Source organism: Haemophilus influenzae, from assembly GCF_019703545.1.
GTDB lineage: Bacteria > Pseudomonadota > Gammaproteobacteria > Enterobacterales > Pasteurellaceae > Haemophilus > Haemophilus influenzae_E.
The window spans coordinates 24,944-51,268 of record NZ_AP018771.1 but is presented as its reverse complement, the minus strand read 5'-3'; the positions used below and the strand labels follow the sequence as shown (position 1 = coordinate 51,268).

Below are 26,325 nucleotides of genomic sequence, written 5' to 3'. Positions count from 1 at the left end.
TTATGTCTGAATTTTCCTCACAAGATCACGTATTTATGCAACGAGCCTTAGATTTGGCAGCCAAAGGACAATATACCACTACACCGAACCCATCGGTGGGATGCGTATTGGTAAAAAATGGTGAAATTGTGGGGGAGGGCTTTCATTTTAAGGCAGGACAGCCTCACGCTGAACGCGTTGCTTTAGCTCAAGCAGGAGAAAATGCAAAAGGTGCGATAGCTTATGTTACGCTTGAGCCTTGTTCTCACTATGGGAGAACACCGCCTTGTGCATTAGGATTAATTGAGGTGGGCGTAGTGAAAGTCATTACGGCTATGCAAGATCCAAATCCTCAAGTCGCAGGGAAAGGCTTGAAAATGTTGTCTGATGCAGGCATCGAAAGTGCGGTGAATTTATTGAACGATCAAGCGGAAAAAATAAATAAAGGCTTTTTGAAACGAATGCGTCAAGGTATGCCTTTTGTTCAACTCAAACTCGCGATGAGTTTAGATGGACGAACAGCAATGGAAAGTGGAGAAAGTAAATGGATTACAGGCCCTGATGCTCGTTCGGACGTACAAAAAATGCGAGCAAAATCATCCGCACTTTTATCTACTTCTGCGACAATAATTGCAGATGATCCAAGCCTTAATGTACGCTGGGACGAATTTCCTGAAAATCTTAAAACAGAATATAAAAAAGAAGATCTTCGCCAGCCTGTGCGTGTCATTTTAGATTCACAACATCGCATTCAGCCGACTCATAAACTTTTTTTAACTCATTCTCCCGTTTGGTTAGTTTCTAATGAACCACGAGATTTAACAGGCTTTCCTGATTTCTGTGAACAAATTATTCTTCCAAAAGAAAATTTATTAAAAGAATTAATGCAAGAATTGGGAAGAAGACAAATAAATACCCTTTGGGTAGAAGCTGGAGCAAATTTAGCAGGGAGTTTAATTGATGCGAAATTAGTAGATGAATTGATTATTTACATTGCGCCTAAATTACTTGGCGACAATGCTCGTGGTCTATGCCAATTACCGAATTTAACTAAACTTGCCGATGCACCATTATGGCAACTCAATGAATTAGAACAAATCGGTGACGATATAAAATTAACTTACACGCCGAAAGGAATCTAAATGCTTAAAAAACTTTTCCATTCCGCCCTTTGGGGCTTGGCTGCTGCGGGCGTGATTTTGTTTGCGGTTCCAAGACTGAATAACAGCAATATCTTCACTTCAGACGATATTGTATCGTTCAAAAATGCCGTGCGTATTGCCTCTCCAGCAGTAGTGAATGTTTATAACCGCTCTTTTTCTTCCGCCAGCATTAATGATAATGATCAGCTACAAGTGAATAACTTAGGTTCTGGTGTGATTATGAGTAAAGATGGCTATATTCTGACGAATAAACACGTCATTCAAAATGCAGATCAAATTGTAGTAGCGTTGCAAAACGGAAATATTTTTGAGGCCAGTCTTGTTGGTTCAGATGATCTCACTGATCTCGCTGTTCTTAAAATTCGTGCAGATAATCTTTCAACTATTCCACAAAATTCAGAGCGTCAAGCTCACGTCGGCGATGTGGTATTAGCAATCGGTAATCCCTACAACTTAGGACAAAGCGTGTCTCAAGGAATCATTAGCGCAATCGGTCGTAATGCGGTAGGCGATTCGGTGGGCAGACAAAATTTTATTCAAACTGATGCTTCAATTAACCGCGGCAACTCAGGTGGCGCATTAATTAATTCTGCTGGGGAATTGGTTGGAATTAGCACGCTAAGTATTGGCAAAACCGCCAATGAAATCGCAGAAGGACTAAATTTTGCCATTCCAATAGATATTGCAAATGATGTACTACGTAAAATTATGCGTGATGGACGTGTGATTCGAGGTTATTTTGGTGTACAAAGTGATATTAGTTCAAGTAGTGAAGAAGGCATAGTTATCACAGACGTAAGCCCGAACAGCCCAGCTGCGAAATCAGGTATTCAAGTTGGCGATGTGATTTTGAAATTAAATAATCAAGAAGGTATTTCAGCCCGAGAAATGATGCAAATTATCGCAAATACAAAACCTAATTCAAAAGTTCTCGTCACCATTCTCCGATTAGGCAAAATCTTACAAATTCCAGTTGTTATTGAAGAATTTCCAGTAAATTAAAAATAGCGGTCTATTTTGACCGCTGTTTTCATTATATTTAATACTTTCTTTTCAATTTGAAAATTTATTTGTTCTAACCCCTTTTCTGACATTTCGGGCAAAAGAAACTATTACGCTGTCCAATAATTAAACTTTCAATTTTTCCACCGCACTTTGGACAAGGTTTATCTTTATTGCCATATACCAATAATTCTTGTGCAAAATAACCTGGGCGACCATCGGGCTGTAAAAAATCTTTAAGTGTTGTTCCACCTTGAATAATGGCTTTTCTCAAAACATCTTTAATCGTGTTCACTAAAGAGAAACATTGATTGCGAGTCAAATTTTTAGCGAGTTTAAGGGGATGAATGCCACAAATAAACAAACTTTCATTCGCATAAATATTTCCAACGCCCACTACCACAGCGTTATCCATCAAGAAAGTTTTAAGTGCGGTTGATTTTTGACGAGATTTTTTGAATAAATATTCTGCATTAAATTCATCAGAAAGTGGTTCAGGGCCTAACTTTAAGAAAAGATGAAAGTCATCTAGATTCTCCGTCCACAACCATGCACCGAAACGGCGAGGATCGTTATAGCGTAATAACTTGCCATTATTCACTACAATATCAATATGATCATGTTTATCTATTGCACTATCCTGTGGCACAATTCGCACCGAACCTGACATGCCCAAATGCCCGATGATATAGCCTTTTTCCGTGTGAATAATCAAATATTTTGCTCGACGAGTGAGATCGACAATTTTTACATTTTTAAGGGTTATCAATTCCTCTGATACAGCCCAGCGTAATTTAGGCTGGCGCACGACAACTTTCTCAATCGTAAAATTCTTAAGATAAGGGCTAATACCACGTAGTGCAGTTTCGACTTCAGGAAGTTCCGGCATAATTTTCAACTTAGTAAGTAGATAGAATAATGATATAAAGTGCGGTTAGTTTTACCATTTTTTTATATTCTTTGAAAATTAAAATGATGAATATTTCAAAAATATAGGTAGTTATCTAATGGATAAAATTTATATATCTCGTTTGATCTATGCTAAAAGATTTTTATTTTACAGAATAACCGCCTGTTTTCAGATACAAGCGGTTATATTTTGTGTTAATTGACTAACTAATTAATCAATGGGTGGTGTGTAAGTGCCATTTTTGATGTCGTCTTTAATACGATTTGCTTCTGTTAGTACTTGAGTTAATAACGCTTTAACATTTTCCAATGTTGCAATCGGGCTTAGGGTAGTCATTTTCAGTGATTGTTTGTCGCCTACTTTAGTCACGCCAATATTCGCTTCTCCTCGAGCAAAGAGTTCATCTGCCACGTTTTGGTTTAGTGCATCAATAAATTCAGCTGGATAGTCTTTTGGTACAACACGGAATAACACCGATGCAAACTGACTTGGCACAAGCATTTCTAAGGCAGGAGTATCGTTGATGTGTTGCTCGACTTCTTTGGTCAGTTTTACGCCGTGATCGATCATTGAAGCGTAAAGATCTTCGCCCAATGCTTCAAGGGTAAACCATAATTTTAATGCGTCGAAACGACGTGTGGTTTGTAATGATTTCGCCACTAAGTTTGGCACGCCGTGAGCTTCATCATATTCCGAATTGAGATAATCTGCTTTGTAATCGATAAAGCGATAGTTCTCTGGATCCTTGAGTAAAAATGCACCACAGGAAATGGTTTGGAAGAAGTGTTTGTGGAAATCAAGCGTGATGGAATCAGTTAATTCAATACCATCTAAGAAATAGCGATAATCTTTGGAAAGCAATAATGCACCACCCCAAGCGGCATCAACGTGTAACCACGCTTGATATTCATCGGCAAGTTTGCGGATTGCTTTTAGGTCATCAATTGCGCCAGCATCTGTTGTGCCTGCGGTAGCAACAATACAGGCAGTAATTTTGCCATCAGCTTTAAGCTGTGCAAGTGTTTGTTTAAGTGCAATCACATCCATTTGTGCATTTGCATTTGATGGCACGGTCACGACCGATTGGAAACCCATTCCCATCATTGCCATATTTTTTTGTACAGAGAAATGTGCATTTTCTGAACAAATTACTTTCACTTTTTGCATCGCTTCTGCTGGAATACCATCACGTTGTACTGACCATTCAGAGCCGTCTTCGTTTTTCCAGTGGTTTGCAATCGCCCAATCGCGTGCCAACAATACGCCCATTAAGTTAGATTGAGTACCACCAGAAGTGAACACGCCTGATGTGCCTTCGCCATAGCCTGCTTTTTGGCGTAGCCAGTTGATCAAATGCTCCTCCATAATTGAACCTGCTGGGCTTTGATCCCAAGAATCCATTGATTGGTTGGTCGCATTAATCAGTACTTCCGCAATTTGGCTTGTTACCATCGTTGGGCAATGTAAATGGGCAAGTGAGTGTGGATGATGTACCTTAAGGCTTGGATTAAGGAAAATTTCTACCAAATGATCGAGTGATTTCTGTACACCCATACCCTCTTTCGTCGGATTAAAACCGCTTATTAAGGCTCGCATTTGTTTGATTGAACCGCCTGTGTACATTTTTTCATTTTTCAGCCAAGCAGAGACTGCTTGCACCGCATTATTCATCGCTGTTTCATAATCGTTAATGGCTTCGTTATCGTTGCAAAACAAAGCTTGTTTGTGTTGTTTGAGGTTTGACATTGTTATCTAATTTCCTAAAAAATGCCCCTCTTTAGCAAAGAAGGGGTAGGGGAGATTTGACAGAAGAAAATTCAACCTTGTGAGTAATTAAACATTGTAATCAAATCTCCCCCTTGCTCTTCTTTTCTAAAGAGGGAGTAATTACTAAGCGGTCAAAATTCGCAAAAATTTTGCAAAATTTAACCGCACTTTAGCCTCTCACGGCTTTTAATGCGTCTGCTACAGACTGCTTGAAACGTTTGATAAATTCTTCGCATTCATTTTGGTTGATGTTTACCGCACAAAGCACGCGAACCACGTTGCCACCGCGTCCGCCACGTTCGAGCAAGAGTTTGTTTTTGAAGCAAGCTTTTTGGATTGCTGCCGCTAATTCACAATCGCGCGGGTAAGCCCCTGTCGCATCTTTCGATTGGCGTTCGTCTACAATATCGATCCCCATCATTAAGCCACGACCACGTACGTTGCCGATGCACGGATATTCTTTGCTTAATTCGCGTAATGCGTTGGTTAAGTATTCACCACGCTCTTGGGCATTTTGTGCGAGGTTTTCATCACGCATAATTTTAAGTGAAGCGTAACCTGTCGCCATCGCTAATTGATTGCCACGAAATGTACCTGTATGTCCTGCAGGTTGCCAAGCATCAAATTCTTTACGAATAGCTAATACAGCTAATGGTAAGCTGCCACCAACTGCTTTTGACATCACAATAATATCAGGCTCAATGCCTGCGTGTTCAAAGGCGAACATTTTTCCAGAACGGCAGAAACCAGCTTGCACTTCATCGACGATCATTAAAATGCCGTGTTTTTGGGTTACTTCACGTACTTTTTGTAAGAAGCTTATTGGTGCTGGAACAACGCCGCCTTCTCCTTGGATTGCTTCTAAAATTACTGCAGCTGGTTTTACTACGCCACTTTCTACATCTTCGATGAAGTTTTCAAAGTATTGTTCAACTGCTTTCGCGCCCGCTTCTCCACCAATGCCAAATGGGCAGCGGTATTCGTGTGGATATGGCATAAATTGTACGCCAGGCATTAAATTTTCAACGGCATTTTTTGCACCAAGATTACCTGTTAAGGCTAATGCCCCTTGGGTCATACCGTGAAAACCGCCAGAGAAAGCAATGATATTGCCACGCCCTGTGTAAGTTTTGGCTAATTTGATGGCTGCTTCATTTGCATCTGCACCAGAAGGGCCTGTGAATTGTAAGATATATTTATCTTTCGGGAAGAATGACAATAATTCTTCACTAAACGCATCTTTAAGTGGAGTGGTTAAATCTAAAGTGTGTAACGGCAATCCGCTATCTAATACGTCTTTAATGGCTTGCATTAATATAGGATGATTATGTCCTAATGCAAGGGTTCCTGCGCCTGCTAAAAAGTCTAGGTATTCATTACCTTCAACATCAGTAACCCAACAGCCTTGTGCTTTTGCATAGGCAAAAGGTAATTTACGAGGATAACTACGTACGTTGGATTCCATTACATCTTGGCGATCTAAAAAATGTTGGTTTGAAGCAAGAATTGCTTGTACAGGGGTAATCATTGTCATTTTTGATTAAAACCTTCTAAAAGAGGTGAAAAAAATAAGTCGGGTGCCTTGCGATAAATTTACTGTTTATAAAACAGACACATAGGGCATTTGACTCGCTACTTATTAAAAAAAGCGTTTCAGCTTTTTTGTTTTTACCCTAGTTTGCCCATTGGACGGGCTAGGTTGGAAACAGGTTTTGATGTAGGGTTACGTCAAAACGGGGACAATTGTATATTTTTTTTGCAATATGAAAAGCAAATTTAGCTTCTTACGAGTCAAACGTCTAAATAAAAAGCAAACGTTTCTAATAAGAACAAATAAAAAACCCGAGTTTCTACTCGGGTTTAAAATAATTAAATCAATATTATTTGATTTTTGCTTCTTTATAGATAACGTGTTTACGCACTACTGGATCAAATTTTTTGATTTCCATTTTTTCAGGCATATTACGTTTGTTTTTATCAGTTGTGTAGAAGTGACCTGTCTCTGCAGTAGAAACTAAACGGATTTTCTCACGAGCACCTTTAGCTGCCATTTTTTAGCTCCTTAGATTTTTTCGCCACGAGCACGGATTTCAGCTAATACTGCATCAATGCCTTTTTTATCAATAATACGCATACCTTTCGCAGTTAAACGTAAGGTTACGAAACGGTTTTCACTTTCAACCCAAAAACGGTGAGTGTGAAGGTTTGGAAGAAAACGACGACGTGTCGCATTCATTGCGTGTGAGCGGTTATTACCCACAGCTGGACGCTTGCCTGTTACTTGACAAACTCTAGACATAATAATCTCCAATAATTAAATATAAGCTCGAGCTTACGGTTCGGATTGTTTAAAGCTGGTTAAACCTAGCTTGCTACCTCGTCAGGTCGCGCTAATCCGACCCGCTTACTATATTAAAGGTCGCAAATTATACTGACTTTGTTTTCATTTCTCAAGTGTAAATGCGATTTTCCTGAATGTAATCGGTAAAAAAATGGTCAATATTATAAAAATTTATAATAAACAATTCTCCGCGAAAGAATAACAATCGCTTTTCCCTACAATTAAATGATCAAGCACGCGAATTTCCATTAGTTCAGCCGCATCTTGAATTTTTTTAGTAATAAGCTGATCCGAATAACTCGGCTCCGTTATACCTGAAGGATGATTATGTGCCAAAATTAAAGCTGCCGCATTACAATAGAGTGCTTCTTTAATAATTTCTCGCGGATAAACCGCTGATACATTAATTGTACCTAAAAATAACCGCTCTTTTTTAATCAAACGATGTTGATTATCTAAAAATAAAACCATAAATACTTCTCTTTCCTCGCATTGCAATTCAGTGAGTAAAAAAAGTTTTACCGTTTCAGGATCATTAATAATCGGCGTACTTAACATATCTTGCTTTAAATAACGCTTGGTCATTTCCGTAATCGCTTGCAGTTGAATAAATTGCGTAATACCTAAGCCTTTTACAGAACAGAAAGCTTTTTTATCTGCGGAAAGTAAAGCGTGCAAGGAGCCAAAATGCGTTAATACATTTTTAGAAAGTGACATAACAGGACAACCTTTGATACCAGTACGTAAAAAAATCGCAAGTAGTTCATAATCACTTAATGCTTTTGCTCCGAATGCCAGCAATTTTTCCCGTGGCATTAATTCATCATTGTTTTCCATATATTTATAAAAGAAAAATAAGAAAGATTTTGACCGCACTTTTTAGGTTTGACGAGCAAGTGATTCAAAATCTGCGATGCATATCGTAAAAATAGCGTTGGGCATTCAATAAAATTAAAGTAAAATAACGAAATTGTGGCTAAGTACTAACAAAGGTTGAAACATGAAATTAAACGGAAAGCATATTGTAGTTGGCATAACTGGCGGTATTGCAGCCTATAAAACAATAGAGTTGATTCGTTTATTACGCAAAGCAGAAGCCGAAGTACGTGTAGTATTAACCCCAGCTGCAGCAGAATTTGTTACTCCTTTAACGCTTCAAGCCATTTCTGGCAATGCTGTCGCACAATCTTTACTTGATCCACAAGCAGAGCTGGCAATGGGTCATATTGAACTTGCCAAATGGGCTGATGCCATTATTATTGCGCCAGCTAGTGCAGACTTTATTGCCCGTCTTACTGTAGGCATGGCGAATGATTTACTTTCAACAATTTGTCTTGCGACTAATGCGCCAATTTTTCTTGCACCAGCAATGAATCAGCAGATGTATCGCCAATCCATTACTCAACAAAATTTAACGACTCTGCAAACACGTGGGATTGAGCTTATTGGCCCCAATAGTGGTTTTCAAGCTTGCGGCGATATGGGGAAAGGACGTATGTCAGAACCAGAGGAAATTTTTACCGCACTTTCTGACTTTTTCTCTCAAAAACAAGATCTACAAGGATTAAATGTCGCTATTACAGCAGGCCCAACGCGCGAGGCAATCGATCCTGTTCGTTATATTTCTAACCATAGTTCAGGAAAAATGGGATTTGCGATTGCTGAAGCATTTGCAAAACGAGGGGCGAACGTCACGCTGATTGCAGGCCCCGTGAATTTAACAACACCAAAAAATGTAAATCGAATTAATGTCATCTCAGCACAAGAAATGTGGCAAGCCTCTCTTGAAAGTGCGGTAAAAAATCAAATTTTTATTGGTTGTGCGGCTGTCGCTGATTACAGAGTATCTGAAGTTGCAGAACAAAAAATCAAAAAATCTGGCGATGAAATATCTATCAAATTAATTAAAAATCCCGATATTATCTCAGATGTAGGACATTTAAAAACACATCGTCCTTTTACTGTTGGATTTGCAGCCGAAACCCAAAATATTGATGATTATGCAAAAGATAAACTTGAACGCAAAAATCTTGATATGATTTGTGCCAACGATGTATCTGGCGGACAAGTTTTTAACGCTGATGAAAATGCCTTGCAGCTTTTTTGGAAAAATGGTCATAAAAAATTATCGCTAAAATCAAAAGTAGAACTTGCCGCTGATTTAGTCAATGAAATCATCGAACGCTATCAAAAAACCTTATAATTCCAACCGCACTTTTACCTAAAAATGAATTTCAAACGGAGTATTAAATGAAAAAAATTGACGTAAAAATTTTAGATTCTCGCATTGGCAATGAATTTCCTTTGCCAACTTACGCAACTGAAGGTTCAGCAGGCCTTGATTTACGTGCGTTGATCGATGAAAGCTTTGAAATTCAACCAGGCGAAACCAAATTAATTCCGACAGGGCTATCAATTTATATTGCGGATCCCAATTTAGCTGCTGTGATTTTGCCTCGCTCGGGTCTTGGCCATAAACACGGCATTGTGTTAGGAAACCTTGTGGGATTAATTGACTCCGATTATCAAGGACCATTAATGGTATCAATGTGGAACCGTGGAAATGAACCATTCAAAATTGAAGTCGGCGATCGTATTGCTCAACTTGTTTTCGTGCCAGTAGTGCAAGCTGAATTTAATATTGTAGAAGATTTTCAACAAACCGAACGTGGAGAAGGCGGTTTCGGTCATTCAGGTAAACAATAATTTATGGTAGAAGAACAATTATCTTTATCAGGCGTAGAAGAAATTGCGCCTAAAATTGAAACACCGAAAATTGAAAAAAGAACGGTAAAAGAACGTCGTCAGCAAGTGCTTACAGTATTGATACATATGCTTCATTCTGAACGTGGAATGGAAAGAATGACAACCGCTCGTCTAGCAAAAGAAGTTGGTGTGTCGGAAGCTGCTTTATATCGTTACTTTCCAAGCAAAACAAAAATGTTTGAAGCACTAATTGAACATATTGAAAGTACTTTGCTGAGCCGAATTACAGCATCAATGCGTAACGAAACTCAAACAATGAATCGCATTCACGACATTTTACAAACAATTTTGGATTTTGCCCGAAAAAATCCCGGCTTAACACGTGTTCTAACAGGTCACGCATTAATGTTTGAAGAAGCGCAATTACAAGCACGTGTGGCACAATTTTTCGATCGTCTTGAGATGCAGTTTGTCAATATTTTGCAAATGCGTAAATTACGTGAAGGGCGTGCTTTCAACGTGGATGAACGTATAATTGCCTCACATTTAGTGACACTCTGCGAAGGACAATTTATGCGCTATGTTCGTACAAATTTCCGTCTGAATTCAAGTCAGTCTTTTGAACAACAATGGCGTTTTATCGAGCCACTTTTTGCCTAATTGACTTTACCGAGTAAATATATGATTATTCCTTGGCAAGAACTAGAAGCAGAAACATTAGATAATATCGTAGAAAGCGTGATTTTACGCGAAGGAACCGATTACGGTATAGAAGAACTTTCACTCAACCAGAAAAAACAACTTTTACTGACTCAAATTCGCAATGGAATTGCGTTGATTGTATGGTCTGAATTACATGAATCCATTGACATCAAAAATAAAACGGAATTTTTGAAACAGGAATGTAAGGAGCAAGAATGTCAAATGAATTAACCGAAATTGATGAAGTTGTAACCTCCTCTCAAGAAGAAGCAACTCAACGAGATCCCGTTTTAGATTGGTTTCTTACTCACTGCCATTTGCATAAGTATCCTGCAAAATCAACTTTAATTCATGCTGGGGAAGATGCGACCACGCTGTATTACGTAATTAAAGGTTCTGTAATGGTATCTTCAAAAGATGATGAAGGCAAAGAGATGATCCTCACTTACTTAGGTGCAGGACAATTTTTTGGCGAAGCGGGATTATTTGATGAAGGTTCAAAACGATCAGCTTGGGTAAAAACAAAAACAACATGTGAAATTGCTGAAATTTCCTATAAGAAATATCGCCAGTTGATTCAGGCAAACCCTGAAATCTTAATGTTTCTCACTGCACAATTGGCAAGACGTTTGCAAAATACATCACGTCAAGTCACGAATTTGGCATTTTTAGACGTCGCAGGTCGCATCGCTCAAACTTTAATGAACTTAGCTAAACAGCCTGAAGCAATGACGCATCCTGATGGTATGCAAATCAAAATTACACGCCAAGAAATAGGGCAAATGGTGGGTTGTTCACGAGAAACTGTGGGGCGCATTATTAAGATGTTGGAGGATCAGAATCTTATCCACGCTCATGGAAAAACAATCGTTGTATATGGCGCAAGATAATTTTTCATCATAATTTATTCAAAATAAAACCATCCAAAATTAATTTGGGTGGTTTTTGTTTAATTGGAAATAATATTCAAAACATTAATTGACAATTAATATAAAGGATTTTATCATTGCCCCACTTCTTACGGATATTGTAGGAAGACAGGATTGGTCTCCTGATATAGTGGCTTTAAAGGTTTAAACCTTATTGCATAGTTTTATGCTGCAAAAGCTAGAACACCGAGATGCATTTTTTAATCTATGGTGGGCTGGGTAGAAATCCCGCAGGGATGCGTGCAGTAAGCCACTTGCTGTTAAGACCAATTCTGCTTAGTTCCACCACCCTTCTTTCAAATTCCCTAGCCTTTTCTAGCTTACCTTAATTAATCTTTTTTCTTTCTAGTAAAACTAATACTTCATAGTGAGATGTTTGCGGAAACATATCAAAAAGTTGAATTTTCAATGGTTTATAACAAGTTAGATGCTGTAAATCTTTACCCATCGTCATGGCATTACAGCTGGAATACAAGATAAAGTGCGGTTGAATTTGGTTGAGAAATTCACTTAATTGCTTTCCAATTCCACGACGCGGCGGATTTACAATCACAAGATCTGGCTTATTTTCATTTTTATTTTCCATCACGCTTGCTGCATTTAGAGATTGGAAATTTACATGTTCTAAACCTAATATTTTCGCAGAATGACTGGCTGCCAAAATAGCAGAGGAAGAAATTTCAATTCCTGTTAATTTAATGGGTTTTCCCCATTTTTCCTGCAACGCTTTAGCACAATGTAAGCCAAATCCCCCTACGCCACAAAATAAATCCCACAGGTTATAAATAGGGAATTCAGCCACCCATTGTTGAGCGGTTGCATATAAACCTGCAGCCACTTTAGGGTTAGTTTGAAAGAAGCCTTGTGGACGAATAAAGAGTGGAATACCGTTAAAATTTTCAGGCAAAAATTGTTGTTCTGTCAGAAAAATTTCTTGTTCGCCCTCTAAAATAGCCGCGTGCTGTGGTTGCAAATTAATACTAATCACTTCTAAGTGCGGTAATTTTTCCAATAATTTGGGTAATTCCCGACGAATTAATGGCAATTTATTTTCTGTACGTAACACAAAACGCAACATCAATTTTTCCGTCGCAATACTTTCTGTCAGCAAAATATATTTAAGCTCGCCTTTTTGTTTAGCAATGTTATAAGGTACTAAACCTGCACGACCAATAAAATCTTTGAGAATTGAAAAAATTGCTGAAAAATGTGTAGGATAAAGAGGACAATCACACAAATCAATCGCACTTTGTGGATCATTAGGATTTTTTAAAATGCCAAGTATCGGGCGTTCAACACTACCACTAACAACCATTTTAGCTTTATTACGAAAGCCTTGTTCATTAGATTGAAAAGGAGCTACCCATTGAGCTTCATCGTAATTAATAGAAATCAGTTGCTGTTTTAAATGATATTGTTTTTCAGTTAGCTGCTGACTATAAGGTATTTCAAGCCATTGACAAGAACGACATTCATTTTGTTGATAGTATCGACAATCAATCATTTTTTGCTGCCTGAATGTCTAACCAACGATGTTGAATATCAGCTAGTTTTTGATAATTAAGTCTCCAACGTTGATCTGAAATTAAGTCGTTCCAATTAATCACTCTACGTTTAAATAAACTTTGTAAGCGAGCTTGACGAGCCATAAAGTGCGGTTGATTTTTAGCCAGTTTTAGGTTATCCACCACTTGAATTACGCCCTCACGTTCATTACACAGTAATAAAAGATCGCAACCTGCATTGAGTGCTTTTTTACTACGCTCTACAAAATTCCCCATTACTCCCGCGCCTTTCATTCCTAGATCATCGGAAAAAATTGTACCTTGGAAATTTAATTTCTTGCGTAAAATTTCTTTCAACCAATATTTTGAACCACTTGCAGGCTGACTATCACATTGCGAATAAATCACGTGAGCAGGCATAATCGCATCGAGTTTATTTTGTGAAATTAACTGTTGGAAAGGTTGGAGATCGAAACTAAAAATTTCGTCTTTTGCACGATCATCATAAGGCGTTTCTAAATGAGAATCGGCTAATACATGACCATGACCGGGAAAATGTTTACCTGTAGATGCCATACCTGCTTGATGCATACCATCAATAAAAGCGGTGGCTAAATTTACCGCACTTTTTACATCAGATGAAAAACTGCGATCACCAATCGCTCGACATTCATGCCCCAAATCCAACACAGGAGCAAAACTCAAGTCAATATCCAAGGCAATCATTTCTGCTGCCATTTGCCAACCTGCTTCTTTAGCAAAACTCACTTGTTCAGTTGCTGACAGTGTTTCTTGAAAAGCCTGCATTGAAGGCAACATTGTAAATCCATCACGGAAACGTTGAACTCGTCCACCTTCTTGATCCACCGTAATTAATAAAGGCTTTTTCACTCGTTGGCGAACAGAACGAATTAATTCTTGAATTTGTTCTCTGTTTTCAAAATTTCGAGTAAATAAAATTAATCCTGCAACAAGAGGGTGAGAAAGTAACTCAACTTCCTCTTGTTCCAACTCTTTTCCGTTTAAATCAATTAACAACGAGCTCATAAATTATTTTAAATAAAGGCGATAATTTTTACTTTCTACAGTAGGTTTAGTTAAATCAATCGATTTTTGCTCTTGTGGTTTTAGCAAAAATTGAGCGGAATAGCTTTCTTGCTGATTTTCCCAAATTTGGGTTACCCCTAAATGATCGTACCAATACAAATGGTAACTTATATTCAAAAGTTGCTGACTTTTATTTTTTATAACCGCTGATTTTTGAGTCGTTTCAACTTGAATCAAAGGCGAAAGAGACGACGTAATATTCAAAATCGGCTTTGTTGAATAAGTTAAGTTTTGTTCTGAACTTGAACAAGCCACGAGCATAAAGCTCGCTAAAATTAGAAAATATTTTTTCATTATTTCGCTAACATTCTACCTAAAGGTTCTCCACCAACTAAATGCATATGTAAATGGAATACTTCTTGCCCACCATGTTTATTACAATTCACAATTAGGCGGTAACCATCTTCCGCAACACCTTCTTCTTTAGCGAGTTTAGCCGCTACGCTAAATAATCGACCTAGCGCTACTTCATCTTGCTCCGTCACATCATTCACTGTGGGAATGACTTTATTTGGAATAATCAAAATATGTGTTTTAGCTTGAGGGGAAATATCACGAAATGCAGTGACTAATTCATCTTGATAGACGATATTTGCCGGAATTTCTTTACGGATAATTTTACTAAAAATTGTTTCTTCTGCCATTGTTTGCTCCCTATAAAAAAGTGCGGCGAATTAATCTGTCCATAATTGTTGCTTATTTAGTCTAACTTTTAAGGACTGAGCAAAACAATCGCACTTTTTGTTTTACAATGAATTTAATTATGCAAAGTGTCGAACTTCTCCATTGCCCACTACATTTTCTACACAACGTGCACAAAGTGTTGGATGTTCTGGGCTTACCCCAATTTCGTCAGAATAATGCCAGCAACGAGGGCATTTTTCTGCGTTAGAACGTGTTACGCTTACTGCAATACCCTCTAATTCGCTGTCCGCTAAATCAGCAGGTTTTTCCGCTAAAGATTTCACATCTACTTTTGAGGTAATTAATACGAAACGTAATTCATTACCTAATTGTGCTAACAATGTACGATATTCGTCATTAGCATAAACGGTCACTTCTGCTTCTAAACCGCCGCCTATTTCTTTATTGTTACGAGAAATTTCTAATACACGGTTTACTTCTGAACGAACTTTAATCAGTTGTTGCCAGTAAGCATCATCTAATTTTTCATCCTCGCCTAAACCAAATAAGCCTTGATAGAATTCTTCAGTAAATACGAATTCCGCACGAGTACTTTCAGTTTGTGGCAAGTGTTTCCAAATTTCATCGGCAGTGAAAGATAAGATCGGTGCCATCCAACGAACTAATGCTTCAGCAATATGCCATAACGCAGTTTGGCAACTACGACGCGCAAGGCTGTCTGCTTTGGTTGTATATTGACGGTCTTTGATAATATCTAAATAGAATGACCCCATTTCTACCGAACAGAAACGCATTAAACGTTGTACCACAGTGTGGAATTGATAGTTATCGTATGCATCTTTAATTTCATTTTGTGCATCTAATGCACAAGCTACCGCCCAACGATCTAGGCTAATCATTTCTTCTGGTTTGACTAAATCACGTTTTGGATCAAAACCATTCAAGTTTGCTAATAAGAAACGAGCGGTGTTACGAATACGACGATAGCTGTCCGCTGCACGTTTTAAGATCTCATCAGAAACGGTCATTTCGCCTGTATAGTCTGTTGAAGCAACCCATAAACGTAAAATATCACCACCGAATTTATCCATGACTTCTTGTGGTGTCACGATGTTACCGATAGATTTTGACATCTTACGGCCTTGACCATCCACAGTGAAACCGTGAGTTAATACTTGCTTGTATGGTGCTTTGCTGTCTGTTGCAGTAGAAAGCATTAAAGAAGACATAAACCAGCCACGGTGTTGGTCGGAACCTTCCAAATACATATCAATATCTTGACCGTTAAATTCCGGACGATTCGCCACAACAGAAGAATAGGTTGATCCTGAGTCAAACCATACGTCAAGGGTATCTGGCACTTTGCGATAGGTTTCTGCATCCGCCCCTAATAATTCTTTTTCGTCTAAATCCCACCACGCTTGAATACCCGCTCTTTCTACACGTTTCGCCACTTCTTCAAGTAGCTCTAAGGTACGCGGATGAAGTTCTTCGGTTTCTTTATGCACGAACAAGGTCATCGGCACGCCCCAAGTACGTTGGCGTGAAATACACCAGTCTGGGCGGTTTTCAACCATTTTCTCGATACGTGCTTGACCCCAATCTGGAATCCAGCGAACTTGTTTGATTTCGCCTAATGCTTGTTGGCGTAAACCTTGCGTTTCCATGCCGATAAACCATTGCGGTGTTGCACGGAAAATAATTGGCGTTTTGTGACGCCAGCAGTGTGGATAGCTGTGTTTGATTTTTTCAACTTTTAATAAGTTACCTACTTCTTGTAATTTTTCTATCACAAGCGGATTTGCTTCAAATACGCCTTTGCCTGCAAAGAATTCGGTCGTTGAAATAAATTTACCATCATTCGATACAAGACCCGCCATTGGTAAATCATATTGTTTACCCACGATAAAGTCGTCTAAACCGTGATCAGGTGCGGTATGTACTAAACCCGTACCGCCATCAGTGGTTACGTGATCGCCTAAAATCACTGGTACAGTAAAATCATAGAATGGATGATGGAAACGGCTTAATTCAAGATCAGCACCTTTTACTGAACCTAAAATTTTAACTTGTTCTACGCCCACGGCTTTCGCTACGGACTCAACTAATTCAGCGGCTAAAATTACACGCTCGTCGCCAAGTTGGACTAAGTTGTATTCTAAGTCTGCATTTACCGCAATCGCACGGTTAGACGGCATCGTCCAAGGTGTGGTAGTCCAAATGACGGCTGATAATTTACCTTGTCCTCTACCTTGTGCAGAAAATTTAGCTTCAATTTCATCCGCACTTTCCGCAGGGAAACGAACGTAAATTGACGGAGAAACTTTGTCTTCATATTCCACTTCTGCTTCTGCTAAAGAAGAACCGCAATCCAAACACCAGTGAACTGGTTTTGAGCCTTTATACAAATGACCATTTTCAATCACTTTACCTAAAGTGCGGATAATATTCGCTTCGGTATCGAAATTCATCGTGAGATATGGATTATCCCAATCGCCCAACACACCTAAACGGATAAAGTCTTTCTTTTGACCCTCGACCTGTTCCGCCGCGTATTCACGACATTTTTGACGAAATTCTGCCGCAGAAATTTTCTCGTTTGGTTTACCCACTAAACCTTCTACTTTTAATTCAATTGGCAAGCCGTGGCAGTCCCAACCTGGGATATAAGGCGAATCAAAACCTAATGCCGTTTTGGATTTAATAATAATATCTTTCAGAATCTTGTTTACAGCGTGACCAATATGAATGCTACCATTCGCATACGGAGGGCCATCGTGCAGAATAAAAGATTTTTTGCCCTTACTCGCTTCTCGAATTTTTTGGTAAAGATTTTTCTCGTACCAATTTTTCAACATATCAGGTTCGCGCTTAGCTAAATCACCGCGCATTGGAAAGCTGGTTTCCGGTAGGTTAAGAGTGTTTTTGTAATCGACTGTCATTTTATTTTCCAATTTTTACATTTTAAAATTAACTGTTAAAAAACGCTTTCGCAGTTTCTACATCTTTCTCAATTTGCACTTTCAAATCATCAAAAGACGGGAATTTAATCTCGTTTCTAATCTTGTGGCAGAATTCCACTTCCACCATTTGGCCATAAATATTCTGAGAAAAATCAAATAAATGGACTTCTAATAATTGCATTAATCCATTTATAGTTGGGCGTTTTCCCATGTTTGCCACGCCGTTAAAAATCTCCCCCGATTTTAACCGCACTTTTACGGCATAAACGCCTTTGATTGGATTTACTTGTCTATGCAAACGAATATTTGCCGTTGGAAATCCTATTGTTCTGCCTAATTTATTCCCATGAATCACACGCCCGAAAATACGATAAGGCTTGCCGAGTAAATTTTCTGCAAGTTGTAAGTCATCATTCGCTAACGCTTCGCGAATTGCCGTGCTACTAATTCGCTGTGCATCTAGACAAAAACTACGGTTATCTTCAACAATAAAACCAAAACGCTTACTAGCTGCTTGCAACATGGCAAAATTACCTTGGCGTTTTGAGCCGAATTTGAAATCATCGCCAATGCTTAAAAATTTCACATGTAGATGATTAACAAGCGTTTGTTCAATAAAAACATCGGCTGGCTGTTCGGCAAAAGTGCGGTCAAATTTCGCCACAATTACGACATCAACCTTAGCCTTTTCGAGATAATAAATTTTGTCACGCAAACGCATTAAACGGGCTGGTGCATTTTTCCCCATAAAATATTCACGCGGCTGTGATTCAAATAACAATACCGCCATGGGTAAATTTAATTCGTCAGCTTTTTGACGCAAATGGCGAAGGACGGTTTGATGCCCTAAATGCACGCCATCAAAGTTGCCGATCGTTAGCGCACAACCTTGTAAAACACGATTTGCATTATGAAGCCCACGAATTAATTGCATGTCCTTATCCATGAAAATAAGAGAATTTCGGCATTATAGCGAGAAGTTAGTTTTTTGTCAGCAAATGGTGCTTGCGAACGCCTAATAAAATCAACGTTGCACCATAAACTATCGCGGCTAAGACAATCAACCAAACAAGCCAATAAACACGCATAAAGAAATCCATTTTTGCCCATTGGTTGATTTCAGGCACGTAATACCAAACTGCCGCACCCATTGCGATTGCAGCTAATAAAACTTTGACAAAAAAGACCGCACTTTTACGTGAAAAATGGTACACATCCGCTTTGGCTAAGCCGCGATAGAGCAAATAGGCGTTAAGAGTTGCGGACATCGCTGAAGCAATGGCTAAACCCACATAACTGAAAGGAATTGCCAATAGGTTAAAGCCCATATTACTCACCATGGCAATAATGCCAATTTTTACTGGCGTTTTGGTATCTTGGCGAGCGTAATAGCCATTGGCGAGGATTTTAATCAACATAAAGCTAAGCAAACCCGCATTAAACGCCCATAAAGAATAAGAGGCGGCATAAACATCATTTAGCATGAAATTTCCACGCATAAAGAGCGTAAGTAACATTGGCTGAGCCAATACAGCAATGCCAATGGCGGCTGGAACGCCAAGTAATAAAATCATTCGCACGCCCCAATCCATTGTATTACGAAAATCAACCGCACTTTTTGCTGAATCGCCTTCACGATTAACGTGGTGACGGGCAAGCGTTGGCAAAATTACGGTAGAAATCGCAATGCCAAATAAACCGAGAGGAAATTCCAGTAAGCGGTCGGAATAATACAACCAGCTAATAGAGCCCGTCATTAAGAAGCTCGCAATCACTGTATCCAGCAAAAGATTAATTTGACTTACCGATACACCAAATAACGCAGGGATCATTAATTTACGAATTTTTGTTACGCCTTCATCTCGCCAAGCCCATTTGGGTTTCACCAGCAAACCGGCTTGTTTCATAAATGGAATTTGGAATAAGAACTGTAATAATCCGCCTAGAAAAATCCCGATAGCTAACGCAAGATCTGGGTTATCCATTTGTGGCGCAAGGAAAAGTGCGGTGGCAATCATCGCTATATTTAAGAGTACAGGCGAAAAAGACATCACGCCGAATTTTCCAATCGTGTTAAGCACAGCGCCAGAAAACGCGACAAAAGTAACAAACCATAAATAAGGAAAAGTTATTTTAAGAAGAAGAGAGGCTTGTTCAAATTTATGTGCATCAGGGCCATCATTCATCCAATCGGTAAACCAGCCCATCCCAAATAAAGCGGCAACGACAGGCGATCCAATCATCGCCAAAATCGTAACAATACTCACCAATCCCCCAAGCGTACCAGAAACTTTTCCAATAAATTCACGGGTTTTATTCATATCGCCAGATTTCTGATATTCTGCGAGAACAGGGACAAAAGCCTGTGAAAAAGCCCCTTCAGCAAATAAACGACGAAGAAAATTTGGGATACGATTAGCAAATAAAAAAACATCCGCCGCAGCACCAGCCCCAATGAGATGAGCGATAACTACATCGCGTACAAGACCTAACACTCTTGATAATAAAGTCATAGAACTAACAACAATGCTAGATTTTAAAAGTCGTTTACTCAAAATATTCTTCTCTACCCTAAAATTTTTGCCTAATTGTATAGAAATTTTGTTTTTACGCTATATTCCGTGAAAAAAAACTGATAAAATCCGCCACACATCGTTTGTGTGAGCCCATATTGAAAGAGCTTGTAAAAATAACGATACTTACTTTCGGTTGTGTCTCACCGAAATCAACACAAATTTTCCATTGACAAAAGTATAAAAAATCGGCATATTGACGCCCTTTATTTTGTCTATCAATCAACAGAAATTTTAGGAGTTTGACCTTGGCTAATATCAAGTCAGCAAAAAAACGCGCGGTTCAATCTGAAAAACGTCGCCAACACAACGCAAGCCAACGCTCTATGATGCGTACTTATATCAAAAAAGTATATGCTCAAGTAGCAGCAGGCGAAAAAGTAGCAGCTGAAGCAGCATTCGTTGAAATGCAAAAAGTTGTAGACCGTATGGCTTCTAAGGGCTTAATCCACGCTAACAAAGCAGCAAACCACAAATCTAAATTAGCTGCACAAATCAAAAAATTAGCGTAATTTTTAGCTAGAAAGAATGAAAAAATAAAACCGCACTTTTTTAAAGTGCGGTTTTTTATTGCATCGAATTTTAGACTAAAGTAACAACATCGATCCCCATTTGATAATATCAAAGAAGAATTTATTTTGATTGGTTGCAATGCCATCAGAATTTTTTGGTGTGCCATCTTCATTTTTTTGCACTTCCACCATACCATTTTTATATTGACCTTTCACGACAGCCAAATCATCGCGCGCTTCGTTACGCAACTTCAAACAAGACTGTTTAGTTAAAGGTTCAACATTGCCCACTCTGGTACGGAATTTTTTAAACTGATAGCTTGCATAATTCATTGATTTTTCATCGGCTTGGATAATCTTCACATATTGTTCGCCAATAATTTTTTCCAACGGATAGAAAAAGACATATTGTGAGTGAATATAGCTATCTTCTTTTGAAAAATGCTGTTGCAAAATTCGAGTTAAATTTGGGTAAACGCATTGTTCTGCTTGCTTACTTGCAATTGCCCATTGTTTTGAATCTTGATCAGACAGTTGGTAATCCGCCCCCGCAAATTCCGCTGGAATTACGGATTGTTGGCTACCAAACATTGAACAGCTAGATAACAATGCTGTCATACCTAAGGTTGCAATTAATTTCACATTTGATCCTTATAAAAGAGAGAATACGCAAAATTCTAGCAATATCTTCACAACAGATAAAGCAGCAAATGAATTTAGTTTTCCTGATCCGAAAAACTTCCGCTATAATAACCGCACTTTTTTACGTTAATTAAAAGGAATTCTTATGCAAAATCCAAAAGATGATGTGTTGTATGCGCCTGTTGAATGGGTCGATCACAGTGAAGGCTATATCGATATTCGCTATCATAAATCCACTGACGGTATTGCCAAAATTACCATTAACCGCCCTGAAGTGCGTAATGCGTTCCGTCCACAAACAGTGAAAGAAATGATCACTGCATTTTCTGATGCACGCTTCGATGAAAACATTGGTGTCATTGTATTAACTGGCGAAGGCGAAAAAGCATTCTGTTCTGGTGGAGACCAAAAAGTACGTGGCGATTACGGCGGTTATAAAGATGATAGCGGCGTACATCACTTAAATGTATTGGATTTCCAACGCGATATTCGTTCTTGTCCGAAACCAGTTGTAGCAATGGTGGCAGGTTATGCAATTGGTGGCGGTCACGTACTTCATATGCTTTGTGATTTAACCATTGCTGCTGAAAATGCCATTTTCGGGCAAACTGGGCCAAAAGTCGGCTCATTCGATGGTGGTTGGGGCGCAAGTTATATGGCTCGTTTAGTGGGTCAGAAAAAAGCACGTGAAATTTGGTTCTTATGCCGTCAATATAATGCACAAGAAGCATTAGATATGGGCTTAGTCAATACGGTTGTGCCTTACGCTGATCTTGAAAAAGAAACTGTGCGTTGGTGTCGTGAAATGTTACGCAATAGCCCAATCGCAATTCGTTGTTTGAAAGCAGCATTAAATGCGGATTGTGATGGCCAAGCGGGTCTTCAAGAATTAGCAGGTAACGCAACAATGTTGTTCTACATGACTGAAGAAGGTCAAGAAGGTCGCAATGCGTTTAACGAAAAACGCGCCCCAGACTTCAGCAAATTCCGTCGTAATCCTTAATTATCCGTAGTTTTTTATATTTATAACGACACTCTTGCCTTCCCCCTGCTTACGGGGGAAGGTGCCCGAAAGGGCGGAAGGGGGCTTTATATCCTTTCTCTACCTTCGGCAGCTCTCCCCACAAGCAGGGGGAGCCAAGCGTTTTTGATAGAATAATTCAAGGACGTAAAATGGCTGAAAAATCATTTAATCTTTACCGTTATTCCATCCCCGTTGATAGCCAACTTATTCTGCGTGATCGTTTTTTAAAACGCCGTGAAGGCTTAATCGTAAGAGTGAGTTGCAGCCGAGACGGTTGGGGAGAAATCGCCCCGCTACCTGGTTTTAGCGAAGAAACCCTAGACCAAACTCAAGAACAAGCAATGGAATGGCTAACGACATGGTGCAATGCAAGCTGTGATGCACCTCGCGTCCCATTAGATGGCACCTATCCCTCCGTTGCTTTTGGTATCAGTTGCGCAATGGATGAAATGAAAGGTTATTTACAAGCTGAAGGCAATTATCATACGGCACCACTTTGTTGTGGCGATCCAGATGAACTGTACGCTAAACTTGCGAGCATGGAAGGCGAAAAAGTGGCAAAGATGAAAGTGGGCATATACGAAGCCAATCGCGATGGATTAATTGCCGATATGTTTTTAGAAGCCATTCCCGATTTACAATTACGACTAGATGCAAACCGTCATTGGTCGTTAGAAAAAGCGTTGCAATTTGCTGATAAAGTCAAACCGCAACATAGAAAACGTATTCAATTTTTAGAAGAACCTTGTAAAACACAAGAACTCAGTCGTGAATTTGCAGCTCAAACCGACATCGCGATTGCATGGGATGAATCCTTGCGAGAGCCTAATTTTTGCCTAGAAAAAGAACCGCACTTATCGGCTGTCATAATCAAACCCACTTTAATTGGTTCAATTCAACGTTGTGCAGAACTTATTAAGCAAGTCCATTCGTTAGGTCTAAAAGCGGTTATTAGTTCAAGTATCGAAAGCAGTTTAGGGCTTTCTCAACTTGCGCGAATCGCACAACAATACACCCCGAATGTGACTCCAGGCTTAGACACGTTAGATTTGATGGAATATCAAGTACTACGTGCTTGGCCTGCTTCTAATTTACCTATTGTGGATTTAGAATCTGAATTTATCACTAAAATTATCTGATTCGACCACCAAAAATCGAAAAACCAGTATAATGCCCCACACAAAAAGGATTAAAAATGTCGCAAACACACAGAATTTTGCTGTTAAATGGCCCGAACTTAAATATGTTAGGGACTCGCGAGCCAAAACATTATGGCAGTATTTCTCTTGTATCCATTGAAGAGAAAATACAAACTTTAGCCAGTCAGCACAATGTAAAAGTGGAATGTTTTCAAGCCAATAGTGAAGAAAAATTAATTAATAAGATCCACGAAAGTTTTCAGCAAGTCGATTTTATTTTAATCAATCCTGCTGCCTACACCCATACCAGTGTGGCATTGCGCGATGCACTTTTAGCCGTTTCAATTCCTTTTGTGGAGATTCATTTATCCAACGTGCATAAACGTGAACCATTTCGTCATCATTCTTATTTTAGCGACATGGCTGAGGGCGTTATTTGCGGTTTGGGCGCAAAAGGTTACGAGTTTGCCTTTTTATTTGCTATGGATTACCTTGCTAAAAAATAAGAAAATCGAGCATTTTTGGCGAAATTCATAGAATTTTATCGCAAATTTGCAAAATTTGAGGTAATCTCTGCAACACAAAAACAAGTTTATTCATAACCGCACTTTTTTCGTTTAAAAGTGCGGTTAAAATTTCAATCTTTTTAGGAAGAACGTATGGACATTCGTAAAATCAAAAAATTAATCGAATTAGTAGAAGAATCTGGCATTACTGAATTAGAAGTGCAAGAAGAGGAAGGCACAGTACGTATTAGCCGTGCCACACCAGTCGTTGCTCCAGCAGCCGTTCAATATGCTGCTGCACCAGTAGTAGCACCGACTCCTGCCGCTGCGCCAGCTCAAGCACCAGCCGCTGCGACACCAGCACCAGCCGCATCCGATGAATTATCAGGTCATCTTGTACGTTCTCCAATGGTGGGAACGTTCTATCGCAGTCCAAGTCCTGAAGCAAAAGCATTTGTTGAAGTGGGTCAGTCTGTGAAAGTTGGCGACGCACTTTGTATCGTTGAAGCAATGAAAATGATGAATCGCATTGAAGCGGACAAGGCTGGCGTAGTAAAAGCAATTCTTATCAACGACGGTGACGCTGTTGAATTCGACGAACCATTAATCGTTATTGAATAATTTCCAATATTTTCGTCGGGCGGACTTTAGTCCGCCTATTTCATATACAAACAATTAGAGCGAATTTATCGTAGGCGATATAAATTGAAATCTGTTCACGCCAAATTTTATAGGGAGAACAATATTTCAAGAGCCTACATAAAAATTCACGTCTATCTGACTAAACGGACTCTTTTATGTTAGAAAAAGTTGTGATTGCTAACCGCGGTGAAATTGCACTACGCATTTTACGTGCTTGTAAAGAATTAGGTATTAAAACTGTGGCAGTTCACTCCACTGCTGATCGTGATTTAAAACACGTTTTACTCGCTGATGAAACCATTTGTATCGGTCCAGCACCTTCCGCAAAAAGTTATTTAAATATTCCAGCTATCATTGCTGCCGCCGAAGTAACAGGTGCGGATGCAATTCATCCTGGATACGGTTTCTTATCTGAAAATGCTGACTTTGCTGAACAAGTTGAACGTTCAGGTTTCACTTTCATCGGCCCAACAGCAGATGTCATTCGTTTAATGGGCGATAAAGTTTCAGCTATTAAAGCGATGAAAAAAGCAGGCGTGCCTTGTGTACCAGGTTCGGATGGCCCTGTAAGTAATGATATTGCTAAAAATAAAGAAATCGCCAAACGTATTGGTTATCCAATCATCATCAAAGCATCAGGCGGCGGCGGTGGCCGAGGAATGCGTGTTGTTCGTAGCGAAGACGCATTAGAAGAATCTATCGCGATGACCAAAGCAGAAGCGAAAGCGGCATTCAACAATGATATGGTTTATATGGAAAAATACTTAGAAAATCCACGTCACGTGGAAATTCAAGTATTAGCAGATACCCATGGAAATGCGGTTTATTTGGCTGAACGTGACTGCTCAATGCAGCGTCGTCACCAAAAAGTTGTGGAAGAAGCACCAGCTCCAGGTATTACAGAAGAAGTTCGCCGCGATATTGGCTCTCGCTGTGCAAATGCTTGTGTAGAAATCGGCTATCGCGGAGCGGGAACCTTTGAATTCTTATATGAAAATGGCGAATTCTACTTTATTGAAATGAATACCCGTATCCAAGTAGAACACCCAGTAACAGAAATGATCACAGGTGTAGATTTAGTGAAAGAGCAATTGCGTATTGCGGCAGGCTTGCCAATTTCCTTTAAGCAAGAGGACATTAAAGTTAAAGGCCATGCAATGGAATGCCGTATTAACGCAGAAGATCCAAAAACATTCTTACCGTCTCCGGGCAAAGTAAATCACTTACATTCACCAGGCGGTTTGGGCGTTCGTTGGGATTCTCATGTTTATGGCGGCTATACTGTGCCTCCACATTACGACTCTATGATCGCAAAACTTATCACTTACGGCGATACACGTGAAGTGGCAATCCGTCGTATGCAAAATGCTTTATCTGAAACAATTATTGATGGTATTAAAACTAATATTCCACTTCATGAATTAATTCTTGAAGATGAGAATTTCCAAAAAGGTGGAACAAACATCCACTATTTGGAGAAAAAATTAGGTATGCATGAATAATTAAACGTTAAATGGCTAACAAAGGTTAGCCATTTTTTATATATTCCGATATTTATTTAATGATAA

Annotated in this window: 27 protein-coding genes; 13 read left to right on the top strand and 14 right to left on the bottom strand. The window is 39.2% G+C overall.

Annotated elements, in window-relative coordinates; genetic code table 11:
- Positions 1–2 precede the first annotated feature (2 nt).
- The gene (ribD, locus tag K6J66_RS00235; RefSeq protein ID WP_038440109.1) at positions 3–1,121 is read left to right on the top strand and encodes a bifunctional diaminohydroxyphosphoribosylaminopyrimidine deaminase/5-amino-6-(5-phosphoribosylamino)uracil reductase RibD; all 1,119 of its coding nucleotides are present in this window, start codon (positions 3–5) and stop codon (positions 1,119–1,121) included.
- Positions 1,122–2,144 (top strand): outer membrane-stress sensor serine endopeptidase DegS, encoded by a 1,023-nt coding sequence (gene degS / locus K6J66_RS00230; RefSeq protein ID WP_038440108.1) that lies wholly within the window; start codon positions 1,122–1,124, stop codon positions 2,142–2,144.
- Positions 2,145–2,217: 73 nt separating this feature from the next.
- Here degS and mutM read toward each other — a convergent pair whose 3' ends face one another.
- From mutM to radC, 6 genes are all read right to left on the bottom strand, one after another.
- Positions 2,218–3,033 (bottom strand): DNA-formamidopyrimidine glycosylase, encoded by an 816-nt coding sequence (mutM, locus tag K6J66_RS00225; RefSeq protein ID WP_005648023.1) that lies wholly within the window; start codon positions 3,031–3,033, stop codon positions 2,218–2,220.
- A 231-nt stretch (positions 3,034–3,264) separates the two neighbouring features.
- Complete coding sequence (ddc, locus tag K6J66_RS00220) at positions 3,265–4,800, bottom strand: L-2,4-diaminobutyrate decarboxylase (RefSeq protein ID WP_038440107.1); 1,536 nt, start codon at positions 4,798–4,800, stop codon at positions 3,265–3,267.
- Positions 4,801–4,990: 190 nt separating this feature from the next.
- Positions 4,991–6,355, bottom strand: coding sequence for a diaminobutyrate--2-oxoglutarate transaminase (locus K6J66_RS00215; protein WP_038440106.1), 1,365 nt, complete (start codon positions 6,353–6,355; stop codon positions 4,991–4,993).
- A 346-nt stretch (positions 6,356–6,701) separates the two neighbouring features.
- Positions 6,702–6,872, bottom strand: a complete 171-nt coding sequence (gene rpmG, locus K6J66_RS00210) for a 50S ribosomal protein L33 (protein ID WP_005613503.1) — start codon at positions 6,870–6,872, stop codon at positions 6,702–6,704.
- An 11-nt stretch (positions 6,873–6,883) separates the two neighbouring features.
- Positions 6,884–7,120 (bottom strand): 50S ribosomal protein L28, encoded by a 237-nt coding sequence (rpmB, locus tag K6J66_RS00205; RefSeq protein ID WP_005542826.1) that lies wholly within the window; start codon positions 7,118–7,120, stop codon positions 6,884–6,886.
- A 213-nt stretch (positions 7,121–7,333) separates the two neighbouring features.
- A complete protein-coding gene (gene radC, locus K6J66_RS00200; protein WP_032821549.1) occupies positions 7,334–7,999 on the bottom strand; it encodes a RadC family protein in 666 nt (221 codons plus the stop codon).
- A 163-nt stretch (positions 8,000–8,162) separates the two neighbouring features.
- Between radC and coaBC the strand changes: the two genes are divergently transcribed.
- The 5 genes from coaBC to crp are packed head-to-tail and all read left to right on the top strand — an operon-like array spanning position 8,163 to position 11,460.
- A complete protein-coding gene (coaBC, locus tag K6J66_RS00195; RefSeq protein ID WP_005686217.1) occupies positions 8,163–9,365 on the top strand; it encodes a bifunctional phosphopantothenoylcysteine decarboxylase/phosphopantothenate--cysteine ligase CoaBC in 1,203 nt (400 codons plus the stop codon).
- A 47-nt stretch (positions 9,366–9,412) separates the two neighbouring features.
- A complete protein-coding gene (dut, locus tag K6J66_RS00190) occupies positions 9,413–9,868 on the top strand; it encodes a dUTP diphosphatase (protein ID WP_005631431.1) in 456 nt (151 codons plus the stop codon).
- Positions 9,869–9,871: 3 nt separating this feature from the next.
- Positions 9,872–10,528, top strand: coding sequence for a nucleoid occlusion factor SlmA (slmA, locus tag K6J66_RS00185; protein ID WP_005648000.1), 657 nt, complete (start codon positions 9,872–9,874; stop codon positions 10,526–10,528).
- A 21-nt stretch (positions 10,529–10,549) separates the two neighbouring features.
- Positions 10,550–10,801: a YheU family protein gene (locus K6J66_RS00180; RefSeq protein WP_005647999.1), complete on the top strand. Its 252-nt coding sequence runs from the start codon at positions 10,550–10,552 to the stop codon at positions 10,799–10,801.
- Positions 10,786–11,460 (top strand): cAMP-activated global transcriptional regulator CRP, encoded by a 675-nt coding sequence (gene crp, locus K6J66_RS00175; protein ID WP_005647998.1) that lies wholly within the window; start codon positions 10,786–10,788, stop codon positions 11,458–11,460. Before K6J66_RS00180 ends, crp begins: the two co-directional genes overlap by 16 nt.
- Positions 11,461–11,824: 364 nt before the next feature.
- Here crp and rlmC read toward each other — a convergent pair whose 3' ends face one another.
- The 7 genes from rlmC to murJ form a co-directional block, all read right to left on the bottom strand.
- Entirely contained in the window at positions 11,825–13,003 is a 1,179-nt protein-coding gene (gene rlmC / locus K6J66_RS00170; protein ID WP_038440104.1) for a 23S rRNA (uracil(747)-C(5))-methyltransferase RlmC, read from the bottom strand.
- The gene (gene nagZ / locus K6J66_RS00165) at positions 12,996–14,051 is read right to left on the bottom strand and encodes a beta-N-acetylhexosaminidase (protein WP_038440103.1); all 1,056 of its coding nucleotides are present in this window, start codon (positions 14,049–14,051) and stop codon (positions 12,996–12,998) included. The genes rlmC and nagZ overlap by 8 nt, the downstream gene beginning before the upstream one ends.
- A gap of 3 nt (positions 14,052–14,054) precedes the next feature.
- Positions 14,055–14,405: a YcfL family putative periplasmic lipoprotein gene (locus tag K6J66_RS00160; protein WP_005647993.1), complete on the bottom strand. Its 351-nt coding sequence runs from the start codon at positions 14,403–14,405 to the stop codon at positions 14,055–14,057.
- Positions 14,405–14,755 (bottom strand): purine nucleoside phosphoramidase, encoded by a 351-nt coding sequence (gene hinT, locus K6J66_RS00155; RefSeq protein WP_005627389.1) that lies wholly within the window; start codon positions 14,753–14,755, stop codon positions 14,405–14,407. Before hinT ends, K6J66_RS00160 begins: the two co-directional genes overlap by 1 nt.
- A 117-nt stretch (positions 14,756–14,872) precedes the next feature.
- Positions 14,873–17,698, bottom strand: a complete 2,826-nt coding sequence (ileS, locus tag K6J66_RS00150; protein WP_038440102.1) for an isoleucine--tRNA ligase — start codon at positions 17,696–17,698, stop codon at positions 14,873–14,875.
- A 28-nt stretch (positions 17,699–17,726) separates the two neighbouring features.
- Positions 17,727–18,653: a bifunctional riboflavin kinase/FAD synthetase gene (gene ribF / locus K6J66_RS00145; protein WP_005651578.1), complete on the bottom strand. Its 927-nt coding sequence runs from the start codon at positions 18,651–18,653 to the stop codon at positions 17,727–17,729.
- 46 nt (positions 18,654–18,699) lie between these two features.
- Positions 18,700–20,274 carry a murein biosynthesis integral membrane protein MurJ gene (gene murJ, locus K6J66_RS00140; RefSeq protein WP_038440101.1) on the bottom strand — a complete coding sequence of 525 codons (1,575 nt, stop codon included), beginning with the start codon at positions 20,272–20,274 and terminating at the stop codon, positions 18,700–18,702.
- A gap of 266 nt (positions 20,275–20,540) precedes the next feature.
- Here murJ and rpsT point away from each other — a divergent pair, with 266 nt between their 5' ends.
- On the top strand, positions 20,541–20,804 hold the full coding sequence (gene rpsT, locus K6J66_RS00135; RefSeq protein WP_032995439.1) for a 30S ribosomal protein S20: 264 nt from the start codon (positions 20,541–20,543) through the stop codon (positions 20,802–20,804).
- A gap of 75 nt (positions 20,805–20,879) precedes the next feature.
- Here the strand turns inward: rpsT and K6J66_RS00130 are convergent, their stop codons facing one another.
- Positions 20,880–21,446, bottom strand: a complete 567-nt coding sequence (locus tag K6J66_RS00130; protein WP_038440100.1) for a DUF5358 domain-containing protein — start codon at positions 21,444–21,446, stop codon at positions 20,880–20,882.
- A gap of 145 nt (positions 21,447–21,591) precedes the next feature.
- Here K6J66_RS00130 and menB point away from each other — a divergent pair, with 145 nt between their 5' ends.
- From menB to accC, 5 genes are all read left to right on the top strand, one after another.
- On the top strand, positions 21,592–22,449 hold the full coding sequence (gene menB, locus K6J66_RS00125; protein WP_038440099.1) for a 1,4-dihydroxy-2-naphthoyl-CoA synthase: 858 nt from the start codon (positions 21,592–21,594) through the stop codon (positions 22,447–22,449).
- Positions 22,450–22,619: 170 nt separating this feature from the next.
- The gene (menC, locus tag K6J66_RS00120; RefSeq protein ID WP_038440098.1) at positions 22,620–23,609 is read left to right on the top strand and encodes an o-succinylbenzoate synthase; all 990 of its coding nucleotides are present in this window, start codon (positions 22,620–22,622) and stop codon (positions 23,607–23,609) included.
- 56 nt (positions 23,610–23,665) lie between these two features.
- Positions 23,666–24,115: a type II 3-dehydroquinate dehydratase gene (gene aroQ / locus K6J66_RS00115; protein WP_038440097.1), complete on the top strand. Its 450-nt coding sequence runs from the start codon at positions 23,666–23,668 to the stop codon at positions 24,113–24,115.
- A gap of 153 nt (positions 24,116–24,268) precedes the next feature.
- On the top strand, positions 24,269–24,736 hold the full coding sequence (accB, locus tag K6J66_RS00110) for an acetyl-CoA carboxylase biotin carboxyl carrier protein (RefSeq protein WP_011272320.1): 468 nt from the start codon (positions 24,269–24,271) through the stop codon (positions 24,734–24,736).
- A 176-nt stretch (positions 24,737–24,912) separates the two neighbouring features.
- Entirely contained in the window at positions 24,913–26,259 is a 1,347-nt protein-coding gene (accC, locus tag K6J66_RS00105) for an acetyl-CoA carboxylase biotin carboxylase subunit (protein WP_038440096.1), read from the top strand.
- The last annotated feature ends 66 nt before the right edge of the window (positions 26,260–26,325 follow it).